Consider the following 16,492-nt stretch of genomic DNA (forward strand, 5'->3'; position numbering starts at 1 on the left):
GGCATTTATGATATGTTAAATGCCGGATATATTTTACGCGGTAATGAACGGAACAAATATGCCTGCATATTCATTCGGCGAATGCCGCGGCAAATAAGAAAAACCCACAAAGCGTGTTTTTTCTTATTTTACTCAGACAACGGTATGGCGGACATGTCTGCATGTTCTGCCGGCAATGACAGAATAACAGGAGAATGACGATGAAGATTGCAATGGGAAATGACCATACGGCCATAGAAATGAAGAATTACATTAAGGAATTTGTAGAGAGCAAGGGATATGAGGTGATCGACTTTGGAACCAATTCCACAGAAAGCTGCGATTATCCGGAGTATGGGGAAAAGGTAGGACGCGCTGTTGCAGACGGAGAAGCTGATTTGGGAATCGCAATCTGCGGAACAGGAGTGGGAATCTCCCTTTCCTGCAATAAGGTCAGAGGGATCCGGGCCTGCGTCTGCAGCGAACCCTATACTGCAAAGCTTTCCAGAATGCACAATGATTCCAATGTGCTCTGCTTTGGAGCCCGTGTCATTGGAGTGGAAATGGCAAAGATGATCACGGAAGAATGGTTGGATGCCAAGTACGAGGGCGGAAGGCATCAGCGCCGGGTGGATATGGTAATGGATATCGAAAAAAGAAGCTAAAAAATATGGGAGGGGGAAACATATGAAAAAGATCGGGTTTATCGGAATTGGAATTATGGGAAAGTCCATGGTGCGCAATTTAATGAAGGCAGGTTATGAGGTGGCAGTATACTCAAGAACCAGGAGTAAGGCAGAGGATGTCATTTCAGAGGGAGCCATATGGTGCGAAGATGTGAAGGCATGCTCCAAAGGCAGGGATGCGGTCATCTCCATCGTAGGATATCCTAAGGATGTGGAAGAGGTCTATTTCGGGGAAAATGGGATCATCGCAAACGCAGACAAGGGAACCTGCCTGATTGACATGACCACCACAAGCCCAAAGCTTGCTGTGCGGATTTATGAGGAAGCAAAACAGGCAGGGCTAAAGGCCCTGGATGCCCCGGTGACAGGAGGAGATACCGGGGCAAGAGAAGGAACCCTTACCATACTGGCTGGAGGAGATAAGGATACTTATGACCACTGCCTTCCTGTTTTTGAAGCAATGGGAAAGGCCATCCAATATGAGGGAAAGGCCGGAAACGGCCAGCACACCAAAATGTGCAATCAGATCGCCATTGCAGGAGCTATTTCCGGGGTCTGCGAGGCAATGGCCTATGCAAAGGCCAATGGCCTTGACGTAGGGACCATGGTGGACTCCATCGCTACCGGTGCAGCAGGAAGTGCCCAGTTAAATGCAATGGCTCCCAGAATCCTTTCCGGGGACTTTGCCCCAGGGTTCTTTATCAAGCATTTTATCAAGGACATGAAGCTTGCAGCCGAGGAAGCGGAAGATACCGGCATACGGCTTGGTGTGCTTGATTACGTACTTTCCATGTATGAAACCATGGCTGCCTCTGGCCATGAAGACGAGGGAACACAGGCTTTGGTCAAATATTACCAGTGGTAAGAGATATATAAAAACGCAGGCAGAAATGCCCTCTACCAGTAAGGATGTTTTCAGCTCTTGAGATTTGCCGTAGGATGTTAAGTCCTACGGCTTTTCTCTTGGCCTAAACCCTGCCAACAAAATTGAAATTATCCTATGTGTGGGGGGCACCTCGCCCATTTTATTTTACCTGTAACAGCGCTACTAGTTCAATTTAGAATCTTTCATTTATTGCAGTATAAAATAAATTGTTTGCTTGACAATCATTATATATGTATGCTATGCTTACATATGAAGTTAGATGAAACTAACTGAATTTCTGTTAGAGGAAGGAGGATTTCAGCATGGCATACAACGTGGAAAATAGTCCCGGCAGATACTATCAAATTATGCACAATTATCAAGAAGCCCAACTGCTTTTTGCGGCCATTCGTTTGAATGTATTCTCGCATCTCGATGCTCCACAGACGGCAGATGCGGTTGCGGCGGCTCTCGATTGCGATAAGAGACAGATTGAATTATTGTTGCTTTCCCTGACCTCCTGCGGATGGGTAAACAGGCAGGGGGATTTTTATTTCAATACGCCGGAAACCAAGGATTTCTTGTCCCGGAGCAGCGAGGTATTCTTGGGGGATGCTCTGCTTTTTCGTGAGAACATGACCTCGCTGGCAAGGCTGGAGCAACAGGTGAAATCATCCGACACGCCCAAGACTACTTATGATTTTTCGGAGATGGCAAGGGTTACTATTCCTGAACTATATACCGGGCGGGTGCAGGCCTTTTTGAACCAGATGACCAAGCTGTATCCTGATACTGAGCGCCCCTTGCATCTCTTAGATTTAGGCGGTGGAACAGGTATCTTAGCGATTGAGTTTGCAAAGAAGTTTACTAACAGCAAAGCAACGATCTTTGAAGCCCCCGATGTAGCAGAGGTCACAAAAGAGATTGTGAGTCAGCATCATGGGGAACGGCGAGTTGATGTGATTGCCGGAGACTTTAATGCGGATGTTCTTGGCGGCCCTTACGATGTGATTATCGCCTCCGGTATTCTGAACTTTGTGAAAGGTAATCTGTCGGATTTCATTGGTAAAATATCCGCATCTTTAATGGAAGGCGGATATTTGTTGATTGTCGGTCAGTACGCGGAACACGAGCAGAACGCTCCACCCAATATGCTCAGTTGGCTGTCAGGGTTGCTGAACGGTGCGCCTCTGCCCCCCAGCAGTCGGGAAATTGGATTGGCTGTACAAGACGCAGGGCTGACAGTGGCCGACCGCATGGAGGATGCGCGGTATGAAGGACAAATCTATCGCAAGGGAGTATCTAATTCAGATGTTTGTTCGGGCGACGTCATTCGCTCTTTTATTGAACTGAACGAACAAATTTCCAACACGAAAACCAATATCCTTGACTTTGGCAGTGAGGACATGACCTTCTATCGAGGGGAAATCCACATTATCAAAATGATTGGTGATTTTCCAGGTATTCACAGCGCTGAGCTTGCTCGGAAATTCGGTATTACCCGACCTGTCGTTCACAAGACGCTGCAAAAGCTCATGGAGCAGGGATTGATTATAAAAGAGGATGATACCGAGGATAAAAAACGCAGTCTGCTCTACCTGACTGAAAAAGGGAAGGTCGCCTATCGGGAACATGAGAAATATCACAACGAGCAGGATAAGGCGCTTTTCGATTTCCTTGCAGATATGCCCGGCGAAAAATTAGCCGCCATCAAGGGCTTTTTGGACAACGCAATCGGTCTCATTAAAAACCATGCGTAATCCAATCAGCGTCATATCAGAGCGAAAGCGGGGTGGTGATGTGGAAAAAACCGAATGGGTTCGGTGTCCTGTATGCGGACATAAAACGAGGGTTCAAATTCGGGAAGATACAGTTTTGATTCGGTTTCCCCTGTTTTGCCCGAAGTGCAAGCACGAAAATTTAATCAATGTGAAAAATTATAAAGTTTTTATTGCAGATAGGCCAGACGCTAAGACGCAGTGCCGGTAAAACATATGGGTGTTTTATCGGTATTGCGTTTTTTCTGTGTATTGAGGGGAGGTAATGCTTTGAATCAAGACTTATTGGTCAAAGAAATGAAAAGAAAAAATACCGGCTCGAATCTTCTGATTGCAGTCGGTGCGGTGCTGGACTTGGTTCCACGATTTTTAACAATTCACATGGCAGCATCTTTCATTGCTGGACAGCTTACATGGAGGACGATTGGGCTGGCTGGAGGTCTCATGCTTTTGTCCATGGTCCTAAAATCGGGGTGTTTTTACTTTTCCACATGGATGGCACACAAGGCAGCATATACCACCTTGACCGATTTGCGGTTGCGGCTGATTCGCCATCTGAAAAAGCTGCCGATTCGCTTTTTCCAAGAGCGCAAGACTGGAGGACTAACAAGCATCATTGAGCATGATGTAGAGCAGGCCGAGTTCTACCTTGCTCACGGTTTGCCGGAAATTATGACAGCCACCGTGGTTCCAGCTGTCCTTTTCATCACCATGCTCCTGATTGACTGGCGGTTGGCTCTGCTGATGGTTTCCACATTGCCGCTGATGTTGCTCACAAGAAAATTATCTGCGGCAATCTGGAAAAAGAATCAGCAAACCTTTTCGGAAAGCACAAAGACCATGCAAGAAAATGTGCTGGAGTATGTGCAGACTATCGCCGTTATCAAGGCATTTGGCAAAGAGGAAACCAAAACCGAGCGCACCATCCAGTTCGCAAAAGATTATGTTCGTGCCGCCCGGAAAGCGGCGGCAGGCGTTTCTGTGTCAATGGGAATTCTGGATGTTTTCATGCAGGGCGGCGTTGTCCTCATGATGATTGCAGGCAGCCTGTTCCTTGCTACGGGGGAACTCTCCGTTCCCATGTTCGTGCTGTCCATCCTATTGGGTACTGCTTTTACATCATTCATTGCAAAGGCAGCTACCCTGCAACACTATGGCATTGTATTTTCCAGTTCCATGAAAGAGGTCGCCTCCGTTTTAGATGCACCTATTGCAGAAGCAAAAGAAGTGTTGACGAACATCACCCATGGGGACATTGAAATATCCAGCTTGTATTTTGCCTATCCCGGAAAGGAAACCACGCTGAATAACATTTCCGTCACATTTCCGCAAGGCTCCCGAAGCGCACTGGTGGGAGCATCCGGCTGTGGAAAAAGCACCCTTGTGTCTTTGCTTATAGGATTTTGGCAGCCGCCCCGCGGCAGCATCAAGATTGGCGGCGTGGATGTGACGGATTTATCCGAGAGTGAGCTAAACGCACTGATAGGGATTGTACAGCAGGATGCGTTCCTCTTTAATATGAGCATTGCCGAGAATATACGAATGGGCAAGCCGAGCGCATCCGAGGATGAAATCATAGCGGCGGCAAAAAAAGCCCGCATTCATGATTTCATCCAGTCACTCCCGGAGGGTTATCAGACAAAAGCCGGTGAATCCGGGGTGAAGTTTTCGGGGGGTGAAAAACAGCGGGTCGCCATTGCCAGAATGATTTTGAAGGATACTCCTATACTTATTTTTGATGAAGCGACAGCGGCGGTAGATGCTGAAAATGAAAAGCATATCCATGCCGCAATCGAGGAATTTAGCCGGAATAAGACGGTGATTACCATTACCCATCACCTGAATACCATCCGGGGTGCGGAACAAATCATTGTCATGGAGACAGGCCAAGTCGTTGGAATCGGCACACACAGCGAACTTACCGCCCGATGTCCGCAGTATGGAGAGCTTATTTCCCAACAGGACAAAGTTGACCGCTGGAACATCAAGGAGGGATGCGTATGATACGGCAAATTCTTAACACCTTAACCGCACAGGGCCGACGCGCATTGTCTTCTGCAATCACATGGTTTACGCTGTATGCCCTTTCTGGCATTGGGACGGTGCTTCTGGTTTTGCGCATATTGGACAAGGTTGTATCAGGGAGCGGCGGTTCACTGATTCCCTTTTGGTTGGGGCTTGTGGTTCTGCTTCTAATCCGGGGTGCGTCCAATGCGCTTGCGGATATGCGCAAACACTTTGCTGGATTCGACTTAAATTATGAGCTGCGGACAAGGATTGTCCGCCGATTGAAGGACTTTTCTTTGGGTTTCTATACAAGTGAACGGCTTGGCGAGGTCAGCACCATCGTCCATAAGGATGTAAACAATATGGTGATGGTGGTGGGCCACCTGTGGCCAAGAATGCTGGGCGACATCATCGTATCGCTTGTGGTTGCCGCAGCACTACTTGTCCTGAATTGGCGGATGGGTCTGCTGATGATTTCTGTTCTGCCGCTTGCACTCTGCCTGCTTTTTTGGGGACTAAGGCGTGGCTCTGAACTTGAAGCGGAAAGTGGAAATCAGCTTGCTGATTTTGTCAGCCTGTTTGTGGAGTATGTCAAGGGCATCCCCTTGCTCAAAGCCTTTTCGGGCAGTAGGCAGCTCGATGAAGAAATAGAAAAGCGTACAGAGGCGTTTGGCGAGAGCAGTAAGCGGTTATCCCGGTACAAAGCCCAGAAGTTGTCTTACTATGGCTTGCTGGTGGATATGGCCTTTGGCATTATGTCCGTCATGGGAATGGTACTTGTGTTCAGCGGAAAGTTGGAGCTAATAACCTTTTTTCTATATATCATCATCAGCAAGGAGTTTTACAAACCCTTTTCCGCAATGGAAAGTTATTGGATGAACTACCTGACCGTCACAGACAGTTACCGCAGGATTCAAAAACTGTTGGATGCCCCTTTGGTAAGAGAAGCGGAACATCCCCGCCAGCCGGCCGGTGCGGACATCGCATTTTGTGATGTGGGATTCTCCTATGGGGAGAATGATTTCGCTCTAAAGAAAATGACATTTTATGCACCGGAAAGAAGCATCACCGCCCTCGTGGGGGCATCAGGTTCCGGCAAAACAACCGTAACAAATCTTCTGCTTCGTTTTTGGGATGTGGACAGCGGGAGCATCCAAATCGGCGGGGTAGATATTCGGGATATGCGCTATGACGATTTGCTGGATTCCATCAGCATTGTTATGCAAAATGTTCAGCTTTTTGCGGACACCATCGAAAACAACCTCCGCATCGGCAAATCAGCTGCCTCAGAAGAAGAAATTGTGATGGCGGCAAAAAGGGCCAGAATCCATGACTTCATTATTTCGCTGCCGCAGGGCTATCAAACACCAATCAGTGAAAACGGAACAACCCTATCTGGCGGTCAGAGGCAGCGCCTTTCCATCGCCAGAGCGTTCCTAAAGGATGCCCCCATTCTGGTTCTGGATGAATTTACAAGCAATGTTGACCCCGGAAACGAACTGCTGATTCAAGAAGCCATATCAGAGCTTGCGAGGGGAAGGACAGTGCTGGTCATTGCCCACCGTCTACGAACAATCCGCACAGCGGATAAAATATTGGTTTTTAGGGACGGTGAGATTACGGAACAAGGCAGCCATGAGGAACTCATGCACAAGGATGGTCAGTATAGCAGCCTTTTCCACGCACAATCCGCCGTTCTTTGAAACAGATAAACACACATACACAAGGAGGATATTTACATGAAAAACAAGATTGTTTCCGCAGTACTGGCGGCTGCTCTGTGCTTGTCACTTGCAGCTTGCGGAAAGCCCGCGTCGCAGGGCGGTAAATCCAATGTACCCGTTACATCCGAAACGCCCTCCAGCACCGCCCCGGTGGAATCGAGCGGGCTGCGCACCATTACAGATTTGGGCGGTCATGAGGTCACCATTCCCGCCCCCGCCGATATTCAGAAAATCGTAATTCTAAGCCCGCCGGTCATGTCCTTTGTGGTGAGCGCCATCCCGGACACCGAGATGATCGTCGGTATCAACTCGCGCTCCTTCCTGACCTCTAACCCGCAAATCGTCGAAAAAGTATTCCCCAACTGGAAGTCGGTGGAATCTTCCTTTGTCGATGTAAACTTTGCCGTCAACACCGAATCCCTGCTTGCGCTGGAGCCTGATATTATCTTTTATTATGGTGATTTCCAGAAAAAAGGCATTGAGGGCCTCAATGTCCCGGCGGTGGACTTTCTCATGAAAGGCGTCAATAGCCCGGAAAAAATGTCCGTTGCTTGGGATGCGCAGATTAGAGGAATTTTAGGTACGGATACCTCCGTGGGCATTCAGAAGGAATGGGACGACGCCAATGCAAAGCTGGAGAGCCTGCTGAAAAATGTGGGAGACCAGAAAAAACGAGGGCTTTGCATCAAACTCAATCAGGCAGGCAGCGTGGTGGTCATGGGTTCTGACTCCTTTGACGGCTGGGCGCAGAGCTTTTTTGCTCTGAGCGGCATAGAGAATGTCGCTGCATCGGTTGAAGGCACGGGCGAGGTCAGCATGGAACAGATTTATGAGTGGAATCCTGACTTTATCATGTGCTTTCAGGATGTTCCCGCAAGCTATATTCTGGACAATTCCATTGAAGGACAAGACTGGTCTCTGCTGAGTGCATGGAAGAACAAGCAGGTCTTTGATGTGCCAAGAACAACCTATGCTTGGGTAACGCCTTGTGCAGATTCCCCACTCTTTCCTTTTTGGCTGGTTTCCAAGGCATATCCTGAGCTTGTAAGCGACGACGAGGTTCGCACAGAAATCAAGGAATACTACCAGCGCAATTACAATGTTGAATTGACAGAAGGGGACCTTGATTCCATCTTGGATTATCGGGAAGCGACAGGGATATGAGGAAAGAGCATAACGCAAATTACAACAAGACGATGTTCATCGGTATCTTGCTGTTGGCAGGCGCAGTTATCAGTGGGGTGTTGCTGGGGAAATACGGCATCCACCTTTCTGACCTTGCGGCTATCCTGTCCGGCAAGCTGAACGGCAATATAGACAGCACCCTGGAAACAGCCTCCTTTGTCGTTTTCAATGTGCGTATTCCACGAATCATTTTAGCTGCAATGGTCGGGGCCGGATTATCCATATCCGGCTCCGCCTTGCAGGGCACGTTTCAAAATCCGTTGGTAAGCCCTGATTTGCTGGGGGTCAGTTCCGGCGCAGGTTTTGGCGCGGCGTTGGGCATTCTGCTCACCGGCGGCTTGGGGTTGTTCACGCCGGTTCTGTCTCTGGCACTTGGACTGACCAGCGTGATTCTGGTGTTCTTTCTGGCAGGGACGAAAAATGGAACGGGAACGCTGTCAGTCGTGTTGGGCGGCATTATTGTGTCCTCCATCTTTTCGGCGCTCATTTCCCTGATTAAGTATGTGGCCGATTCATCCGAAACACTCCCTGCCATTACCTTTTGGCAGATGGGTAGCTTTGCAAACGCCACCTATCGCGATATAGGGATTGCCTTTATCCCCATCATAGGCGGCATCATCGGGCTATATCTGCTGCGCTGGAAAATCAATTTGCTTTCTCTCGGCGACGAGGACTGTTTCACACTTGGAATCAATCCGAACACCACCCGCTGGCTGGTGATTTTATTTGCCACGCTGACAACGGCTGGCAGCGTGACCGTTTCAGGAGTCATCGGCTGGGTGGGCTTGGTCATCCCCCACATTTGCAGGCGGCTGGTCGGTGTCAACCACGGGCATCTGCTGCCCGCCTCTTGTTTGACGGGCGCAATCTTCATGATTCTGGTCGATACCGCCGCAAGAAACCTGACCTCCGCGGAGATTCCTATCGGAATCCTGACCGCTCTAATTGGCGCACCATTCTTTGCAATTATCTATAATCGCGGCAGAAAGGAGGGGTGAATCCATGAGTAAACTATTGGAAGTGCAGGATGGCTGCTTTGCCTACACGCAGAATCACCCCCTCCTACAAAACATCACATTCTCTTTGGATGGGGGGCAAGTGATGGCTATCATGGGCAGAAACGGCATCGGCAAAACGACGCTGATTAAGTGCATTGTCGGTATTCTAAGTTGGAACAGCGGTTTCTCTGCCATAAGCGGAAAGAGAAGCCAGAAAAACAAGCCTATGAAAGAAATCGGCTATGTCCCACAGGCGCATAGGGTTTCCTTCGACTACTCTGTGCGGGATATGGTCGTTTTCGGCAAGGCTGGCCACAGCTCCTTTTTTGCAATGCCAAGCCCAAAGGATTACGATTTGGCAGACCAAATGCTCAAAAAGATAGGGATTTATGACCTGCGGGACAATCCCTGCAACAAATTGAGCGGAGGGCAGCTTCAACTGGTGTATATTGCTCGTGCGCTCATCAATGCCCCTCAGCTTCTGGTATTGGACGAGCCGGAATCCCATTTGGATTTTCGTAATCAAATCCGGCTGCTCAAATTGATTCAGTCTGTTGTGTCCGAGAAAAACATTGCCTGCATCATCAATACCCACTATCCCAATCATGCGCTCCGCATTGCGGATAAATGTTTTCTGCTGGGCGAACAGGATTACATTGTGGGCAAGACGGAACAGGTCATGACAGGTGCAAACATTCAGAAGTTCTTTGGCGTGTATTCTCACTCGGTCGAGTTTCAATACAAGGGAGAAAGGATGACATCGTTCTCGTTCTTGGATGAGGCGTGAAGTAAGTACTAAAGCGGAAGGCGGGAGCCAAACGCAGACGGCACAAGGATAATTAAGATAGCGACAACAAAATAAATACGACCAAGGGCAAACCCGGCAAAAGCAGGGGACGCAAAGTTGAGGATTTAAGGCGTTTATGTGCTATGATAGTCTGGCTGCCAAAACCGAGTAGAGTCTGCCCTCTATTCTGGGATTGGGTTTCTGTTATGTTTTCCAGGCATTTTGGGTATTGGACGGAGCTTTCGTTGCAGACCACGGTGGAAGGGGGCCTTTATGAGTATACCCTGCTTCTTGCTTTTTTGCAGGCAGATATACGGGAGCGGCCCGTACATACCGCTCTTTATACGTATAATTTCATACCGATAATCTAAAAAAGTCAGTATTTTGCCATGAGCAACATACTGACTTTTTTTGTTCGACAAAATTCCTATCAATCTTGCAAAGCATCCCACATTCAGGGATTGGCAGTATCCTATCTGCTTCGCCGCGCTGTCATTCCCCACCCTCCGATCTGTTTTAGCATTTCAGCAAAACAGACCGCATTGTAGAAATCACGCTGGTGGACTACCTTGCAGAGAACCCCGGCAAGACGGCACAGGATTTTTTTATATGAAAGCCTTATCGGATGAAATCTACCATCAGCAAGTCACACATGAAAATGGGACAAGCCGTTTGGATGTGAGCATCAATGGGCTGGAGGAAACTGAGCAGCTTGCCGCCCCTCCCCTTGATTTGGACTTGATACATAAAAGCGATACCAGAAAAGCGATACCAGAAAAGCCAAGGAAGCCGCAAGGCGGCTGCTGGACAGTGGAGAATTGACAGAAATCCAGCGGCGTCGGTTTTCCACCAATTTCAATATTGGGATACAACACCCCATCAATTTCCGTGTACTCAAACTCGAACTTTGCCATAAAGCAAATCCTCCAATAAAGATTATTTACAATTCATCGGTGATCGTTCGGCTGTGTGCTAAACAATTTTGATTTTCGTAAACATCCTTATTAGAGGACTGCTAAAGCGGCCTGCGTTTTTTTCTTATTCAATTTTTTTAATGGAAGGGAAATACCGGAACAGAACCTTTGCAATGATCTTGTCTTTTTCCACGTATTTATGTTTCCATCTTCTTGCATCTGCGGAGAAATTCCGGTTGTCTCCAAGCATGAAGTAACAGTCTTCCGGCACTTCATAATGGGCATCAGGCTCCGGTTCCATTGGCTCCGGAAGATAAGATTCCTCAAGAGGTGTTTCGGAATTATTTAAATATACCTTTCCGTCCCGGATATCGATGATATCACCCGGAAGGCCGATGACACGTTTTACGTAATAGGTCTTACCGGTAGGATCATCTGGAAAATGGAAAATAGCTATATCGCCCCGCTTTGGGTCGCCAAAATAATAGGATAGCCTGGAGCCGATGACCCGGTCTCCTGTCATAATGGTCTTTTCCATGGATCCGCTGGGTACCCTGCTGTTTGCGATGATAAAATTATTGAGCAAAAACGCAATGACAGCTGCAGTAATGATGATTTTGATCCAACTGATGATTTCTTCCCTCCAGCTGAACGGTTCCCGTTCTTTTGGCATGTTATCGTCTCTTTTCATATGATCTCTTCTTTTCCTTATTATTGTCCACGTTTTCTGGGCATAAAGGTATACCCGCAGGGTGTCCCCTTCCTGGTGGTCCCATTACAAAGTTTAAATGAGATTGATTTATAACGCAAGGGGTTTTACAAAATGGTAAGAAAATATTCACAAATACTCTACGGATTGTCCATAAAATCGCGATAGAATGAACGCAAGAGAGTGAAGATGAGCTTGCTCATCGGCGCGAAGGTTGAATGTCGATCATGAACCACAGGTTTATGATATCATGATTTACAGATAAAAAAATCACAGCAGGGGGAGCCGGATCATGGAAGGGAGAAGCCGGAATCAGGATAGGAGGCTTATTGCAGCTTCTGCATTAATGTTTGCAGTTTCATTGCTGCTTCAGATACTGGCAAGAAAGGTTCCGGGATTTGGGGACTGGTACGCCAGACGGGTTTACCGGTTTGTGGTAGGAAGTGTGGGAAGGCTGTCCGGGGTTTTTTCCTTTGCACTTGTGGAGGCCGGCATTTACCTGCTTATTTTGTATATTATTTATTACGTTTTTACCCACCGTAAGGAGGGGAAAAAGATCCTCATAAGAGCCGTGTTTCTTGTTACCGGCCTTTTTTTACTCTTTACGGTTAATTGCGGGATCAACTATTACCGGAAAACATTTTCCAGCTATTCGGGGCTGGATGTGAGACTGTCTTCCTTAGAGGAACTAAGGAGCCTTTGCCTTACCCTTACGGATGAGATAAACAGGATATGCAGGGAAGGCTTGGCAAATGATACGGATCTAAAAAGTCTGGAAAAAGAAAGTGTGAAAGCCATGAAAAGCCTGGGAGAGGCTTATCCGGAGCTGGCAGGCTATTACCCGCCCCCCAAGGCGCTCCTGTGGTCTTACTTCTTTTCGGTTCAGCAGCTTTGCGGCCAGTATTCCCCTTTTACGGTGGAGGCTACTTATAACCGGTCCATGCCGGATTACAACATTCCCCATACTGTCTGCCATGAGCTGTCCCATTTAAGAGGGTTCATGAGAGAGGATGAGGCCAACTTCATCGGATATCTGGCCTGCATCGGCTCTGATGATGCCGCATTCCGTTACAGCGGATACTTAACCGGATGGATTTACGCCACCAATGCCCTGGCAAAGGCGGACCAGGAGGCATACGCAGAAATCTGTGGATCGCTCAGTGAAAGGGCTTGGGAGGATTTAAGGTACAACAATGAATTCTGGGGGAAATACGAGGGGAAGACTGCCGAGGTTTCCAACTTGATGAACGATACTTATTTAAAGCTCAACAGCCAGTCCGATGGGGTAGGCAGCTATGGCAGAATGGTTGATTTAATGCTGGCCTATGCACGGTTTAAATAAGCCTCAATTCCGGTAAGCTATTGAAAATTACGTGTCCTGGTGATAAAATATTTTCATAAAGAGGGACCAGGAGGAGCCATGTATGGATGGAAAATTGTATGATTTGATGGATTGGGCCGGCATTGAAGAAGTTGTATATTCAGAAGCAGCGAATCCCCACGAGATTCTGGGCCCGCACGTAACAGAGCAGGGGCTGCTTATCCAGGCATTTATTCCTACGGCTGAATCGGTGACTGTCCGGTTTAGGGAAAGCGGTAAGGAATACCCCATGGAGCTTGCAGATGAAGCCGGGTTTTTTGCGGCTCTCATACCGCGCAAAAAAGCAGAAGCTTATACTCTGCTGATCACTTATGACAATGGGACGTCAGAGGAATGTCTGGATCCCTATTCCTTTCCGCCTTTCTATAAGTCGGAAGATATCAAAAAGTTTGAATCCGGAATTCACTACAGCATCTATGAAAAAATGGGGGCGCACCCCATGTCTGCAGGCGGAGCGGAAGGGGTATACTTTTCCGTGTGGGCTCCATGCGCCATGCGTGTCAGCGTGGTAGGGGACTTTAACCTGTGGGATGGCAGGCGTCATCAGATGAGGAGGCTTGGGGATTCCGGTATTTTTGAATTGTTTATTCCCGGCTTAAAGACAGGAACCATATATAAGTATGAGATAAAGCATATGGATGGAAATCCCCAGCTTAAAAGCGATCCCTACGCCAATTACTGTGAGCTGCGTCCAGATAATGCTTCCATTGTCTGGGATATTGACCAGTATTCCTGGAGTGACCAGGAATGGATGAAAAAGAGGGCGGGTTTTGATTCCAAGCAAAATCCCATGTCTATTTATGAGGTGCACTTAGGCTCCTGGCTTCGGAAGGAAGCGGAGCTTGATGAAAGCGGAGCGGCAGTTGTTGGTTCTGAATTCTACAATTACCGTGAAATTGCGGAAAAGCTTGCAGAATATGTTAAAGATATGGGCTACACCCATGTGGAAATCCTTCCCATCATGGAGCATCCCCTTGATGCATCCTGGGGTTATCAGGTGACCGGGTATTATGCACCCACCAGCCGCTACGGAACGCCGGATGATTTCATGTATTTCATGGATTATATGCACAAACAGGGCATCGGCGTGATTTTAGATTGGGTTCCGGCTCATTTTCCCAGGGACAGCTTTGGGCTTGCCGGCTTTGACGGAACCTGTGTTTATGAGCATAAGGACCCAAGACAGGGGGCACATCCCCATTGGGGAACTTTGATTTATAATTACGGAAGACCTGGAGTCAGCAACTTCCTCATTGCCAATGCCCTTTTCTGGGCGGACAAGTACCATGCGGATGGAATCCGTATGGATGCAGTGGCTTCCATGCTGTACTTAGATTACGGCAAAAATCCGGGAGAATGGATTCCCAATATTTACGGCGGCCATGAAAACCTGGAAGCTGTGGAATTCTTAAAGCATTTGAATTCCATATTCAAGGGGCGAAAGGATGGGGCGGTTCTGATTGCAGAGGAATCTACGTCATGGCCCAGGATCACGGCTGATGTAAAGAATGAAGGCCTGGGCTTTGACTATAAATGGAACATGGGCTGGATGAACGATTTTATCGGCTACATGCAGTGTGATCCATACTTCCGGAAGCATCATTATGGAGAGATGACCTTCAGCATGCTCTACGCCTACAGCGAAGATTTTATTCTTGTTTTCTCCCATGATGAGGTGGTTCATGGAAAAGGTTCCATGATGGGTAAGATGCCGGGGGAGACCCTGGAGGAAAAGGCAGCGAATTTAAAGGCGGCCTACGGCTTTATGATGGGACATCCCGGTAAAAAGCTTCTGTTCATGGGTCAGGACTTTGCACAGATCAGTGAATGGAATGAAAATAAGAGCCTTGATTGGGAGATTCTTGAATACCCCCTTCATAAACAGATACAGGATTACGTAAAGGCCTTAAATTATCTTTATAAGAGCCAGCCGGCCCTGTACCAGATGGATTATGATCCGGACGGCTTTGAGTGGGTGGAATGCACGGATTCCAAGGACAGCATCGTGGGCTTTTTAAGAAAGACAAAGAAAAAAGAAGAAACCCTTCTTATCCTCTGCAATTTTGATACAATGCATCATGAGAAATATCCCGTAGGGGTTCCCTTTGAAGGAAAATATAAGGAAATCTTAAACAGCGATGACAAGGCCTTTGGAGGACAGGGCCGTGTAAATCCCCGGGTAAAAACCTCTAAGAAAAAGGAGGCAGATGAAAGGCCGTATTCCATGGAAATTACCGTGGCTCCCTTAAGCATCATGGTCTTTACCTGCATTCCAGAGAAAAAGAAGCCGGCTTTGGCTGGGAAAAAGGCTAAGAAGCCCGCATATACTAAAAAAGCAAAGGTTGAAAGCAAAGGCCTTTCAGCCCGGGATTTATAAATCAAAGGGATATGCCTGCATATCCGGATGATTCATTGGTCTTAAAAATTAAAAGGATCAGGAGGTTTTTAAATGATATTCCATATGGTTTCCGATGTGCTTCCCGGTGTGCTTCCGGGAGAGTCCCTGGCGGATCTCCAGCAGGAGGTACAGGAAAACTTAAACCAGCTAAAGCCTAATGTTATGCTGGAAACCTTAAAGGGCTGGGCCCCCGAGCTGATTGCATTTGGGATAAAGCTTTTAATTGCTCTGGTGATTTTTTTCATTGGCTCCAGGATCATTAAAGTCCTGCGCAATATGCTGAACCGCTCATTTAAGAGAGTGGATATGGAGGTCAGCTTAAGAAAGTTCCTTCTGTCCGTTTTAAACGCCGTCATGTACTGCCTGCTGGCTTTTATCATAGCAGGGCAGATCGGGGTGAATTCGGCTTCCATTGTGGCTTTGCTGGGATCTGCAAGTATAGCCGTGGGTCTGGCAGTCCAGGGAAGCCTGGCCAATTTTGCGGGCGGGGTGCTGATCCTTCTTATGAAGCCGTTCCGGGTAGGGGACTATATCGTATCGAAGGATGGAGAAGGTACGGTCCGTACCATCGGGCTTGTGTACACTGTTTTGAACACAGGCGATAATAAGCAGGTGGTCATTCCCAACGGGACCCTTTCCAATTCTCCCCTTACCAACGTGACAGCCATGGATAAGAGACGGCTGGATGTTTTAGTGGGGATCGGGTATCATTCAGATTTAAAGAAGGCAAAGGAAATTTTGGAAAACATTTTCCGCAGCCAGAATGGAATCTTAAAAGAAGAACCCATAGAAACCTTTGTCAGTGATTTAACGGAAAATGCAGTTACCATCGGAGGCCGGGGCTGGACCTCCCTGGACGATTACTGGCCGGCCAGGTGGGAGATATTAGAAAAGGTGAAGCTTGGATTTGAAGAGGCCGGAATTGAGATTCCTTACAGCCGGATGGAGGTGCAGATGGAGGATCGCCATTCCTGATACAAATGAGCTTTAAAATAGTGAAGTGCACCGGAGGTTAGATATGATTTCGTCTAACAGCCGGTGCACTTTCAATTAATTAAGATTCATTATTACACTGTTTTTT

Annotated in this window: 14 protein-coding genes and 1 riboswitch; of the genes, 12 read left to right on the forward strand and 2 right to left on the reverse strand. The window is 47.7% G+C overall.

The window, feature by feature from the left end; translation table 11 throughout:
* Positions 1–200: 200 nt before the first annotated feature.
* The 9 genes from rpiB (at position 201) to ABFV83_RS19030 (ending at position 10,009) form a co-directional block, all read left to right on the forward strand.
* A complete protein-coding gene (gene rpiB / locus ABFV83_RS18990) occupies positions 201–644 on the forward strand; it encodes a ribose 5-phosphate isomerase B (protein WP_349946088.1) in 444 nt (147 codons plus the stop codon).
* 22 nt (positions 645–666) lie between these two features.
* Complete coding sequence (locus ABFV83_RS18995; RefSeq protein ID WP_349946090.1) at positions 667–1,530, forward strand: NAD(P)-dependent oxidoreductase; 864 nt, start codon at positions 667–669, stop codon at positions 1,528–1,530.
* A gap of 323 nt (positions 1,531–1,853) precedes the next feature.
* On the forward strand, positions 1,854–3,290 hold the full coding sequence (locus ABFV83_RS19000) for a methyltransferase domain-containing protein (RefSeq protein ID WP_349946092.1): 1,437 nt from the start codon (positions 1,854–1,856) through the stop codon (positions 3,288–3,290).
* On the forward strand, positions 3,283–3,519 hold the full coding sequence (locus ABFV83_RS19005) for a cysteine-rich KTR domain-containing protein (protein ID WP_349946093.1): 237 nt from the start codon (positions 3,283–3,285) through the stop codon (positions 3,517–3,519). Before ABFV83_RS19000 ends, ABFV83_RS19005 begins: the two co-directional genes overlap by 8 nt.
* 59 nt (positions 3,520–3,578) lie before the next feature.
* Entirely contained in the window at positions 3,579–5,312 is a 1,734-nt protein-coding gene (locus ABFV83_RS19010) for an ABC transporter ATP-binding protein (RefSeq protein ID WP_349946095.1), read from the forward strand.
* Positions 5,309–7,018, forward strand: coding sequence for an ABC transporter ATP-binding protein (locus ABFV83_RS19015; protein WP_349946097.1), 1,710 nt, complete (start codon positions 5,309–5,311; stop codon positions 7,016–7,018). Before ABFV83_RS19010 ends, ABFV83_RS19015 begins: the two co-directional genes overlap by 4 nt.
* A gap of 36 nt (positions 7,019–7,054) precedes the next feature.
* Positions 7,055–8,203, forward strand: a complete 1,149-nt coding sequence (locus ABFV83_RS19020; protein WP_349946098.1) for an ABC transporter substrate-binding protein — start codon at positions 7,055–7,057, stop codon at positions 8,201–8,203.
* Positions 8,200–9,222 (forward strand): iron ABC transporter permease, encoded by a 1,023-nt coding sequence (locus ABFV83_RS19025; RefSeq protein ID WP_349946100.1) that lies wholly within the window; start codon positions 8,200–8,202, stop codon positions 9,220–9,222. The genes ABFV83_RS19020 and ABFV83_RS19025 overlap by 4 nt, the downstream gene beginning before the upstream one ends.
* A 4-nt stretch (positions 9,223–9,226) precedes the next feature.
* The gene (locus ABFV83_RS19030) at positions 9,227–10,009 is read left to right on the forward strand and encodes an ABC transporter ATP-binding protein (RefSeq protein ID WP_349946102.1); all 783 of its coding nucleotides are present in this window, start codon (positions 9,227–9,229) and stop codon (positions 10,007–10,009) included.
* Between the two features lie 76 nt (positions 10,010–10,085).
* A riboswitch (cyclic di-GMP riboswitch) is annotated at positions 10,086–10,172 on the forward strand.
* A 475-nt stretch (positions 10,173–10,647) separates the two neighbouring features.
* Here ABFV83_RS19030 and ABFV83_RS19035 read toward each other — a convergent pair.
* Positions 10,648–10,923: a hypothetical protein gene (locus ABFV83_RS19035; protein ID WP_349946103.1), complete on the reverse strand. Its 276-nt coding sequence runs from the start codon at positions 10,921–10,923 to the stop codon at positions 10,648–10,650.
* Between the two features lie 124 nt (positions 10,924–11,047).
* Positions 11,048–11,614, reverse strand: a complete 567-nt coding sequence (gene lepB, locus ABFV83_RS19040; RefSeq protein ID WP_312441274.1) for a signal peptidase I — start codon at positions 11,612–11,614, stop codon at positions 11,048–11,050.
* Between the two features lie 310 nt (positions 11,615–11,924).
* Between lepB and ABFV83_RS19045 the strand changes: the two genes are divergently transcribed.
* From ABFV83_RS19045 to ABFV83_RS19055, 3 genes are all read left to right on the forward strand, one after another.
* Entirely contained in the window at positions 11,925–12,974 is a 1,050-nt protein-coding gene (locus ABFV83_RS19045) for a DUF3810 domain-containing protein (protein WP_349946105.1), read from the forward strand.
* Between the two features lie 82 nt (positions 12,975–13,056).
* Positions 13,057–15,390, forward strand: a complete 2,334-nt coding sequence (gene glgB, locus ABFV83_RS19050; protein ID WP_349946107.1) for a 1,4-alpha-glucan branching protein GlgB — start codon at positions 13,057–13,059, stop codon at positions 15,388–15,390.
* Positions 15,391–15,462: 72 nt separating this feature from the next.
* Entirely contained in the window at positions 15,463–16,386 is a 924-nt protein-coding gene (locus tag ABFV83_RS19055) for a mechanosensitive ion channel family protein (protein WP_349946109.1), read from the forward strand.
* Positions 16,387–16,492: the final 106 nt, after the last annotated feature.

Origin of the sequence: Lacrimispora sp. BS-2, from assembly GCF_040207125.1 — a bacterium.
Lineage (GTDB): Bacteria > Bacillota > Clostridia > Lachnospirales > Lachnospiraceae > Lacrimispora.

Coding starts and splice junctions, on each gene's coding strand:
- rpiB (WP_349946088.1), top strand. CDS start 201: ATGAAGATTGCAATGGGAAATGACCATACGGCCATAGAAATGAAGAAT.
- ABFV83_RS18995 (WP_349946090.1), top strand. CDS start 667: ATGAAAAAGATCGGGTTTATCGGAATTGGAATTATGGGAAAGTCCATG.
- ABFV83_RS19000 (WP_349946092.1), top strand. CDS start 1,854: ATGGCATACAACGTGGAAAATAGTCCCGGCAGATACTATCAAATTATG.
- ABFV83_RS19005 (WP_349946093.1), top strand. CDS start 3,283: ATGCGTAATCCAATCAGCGTCATATCAGAGCGAAAGCGGGGTGGTGAT.
- ABFV83_RS19015 (WP_349946097.1), top strand. CDS start 5,309: ATGATACGGCAAATTCTTAACACCTTAACCGCACAGGGCCGACGCGCA.
- ABFV83_RS19020 (WP_349946098.1), top strand. CDS start 7,055: ATGAAAAACAAGATTGTTTCCGCAGTACTGGCGGCTGCTCTGTGCTTG.
- ABFV83_RS19025 (WP_349946100.1), top strand. CDS start 8,200: ATGAGGAAAGAGCATAACGCAAATTACAACAAGACGATGTTCATCGGT.
- ABFV83_RS19030 (WP_349946102.1), top strand. CDS start 9,227: ATGAGTAAACTATTGGAAGTGCAGGATGGCTGCTTTGCCTACACGCAG.
- ABFV83_RS19035 (WP_349946103.1), bottom strand. CDS start 10,923: ATGGCAAAGTTCGAGTTTGAGTACACGGAAATTGATGGGGTGTTGTAT.
- lepB (WP_312441274.1), bottom strand. CDS start 11,614: ATGAAAAGAGACGATAACATGCCAAAAGAACGGGAACCGTTCAGCTGG.
- ABFV83_RS19045 (WP_349946105.1), top strand. CDS start 11,925: ATGGAAGGGAGAAGCCGGAATCAGGATAGGAGGCTTATTGCAGCTTCT.
- glgB (WP_349946107.1), top strand. CDS start 13,057: ATGGATGGAAAATTGTATGATTTGATGGATTGGGCCGGCATTGAAGAA.
- ABFV83_RS19055 (WP_349946109.1), top strand. CDS start 15,463: ATGATATTCCATATGGTTTCCGATGTGCTTCCCGGTGTGCTTCCGGGA.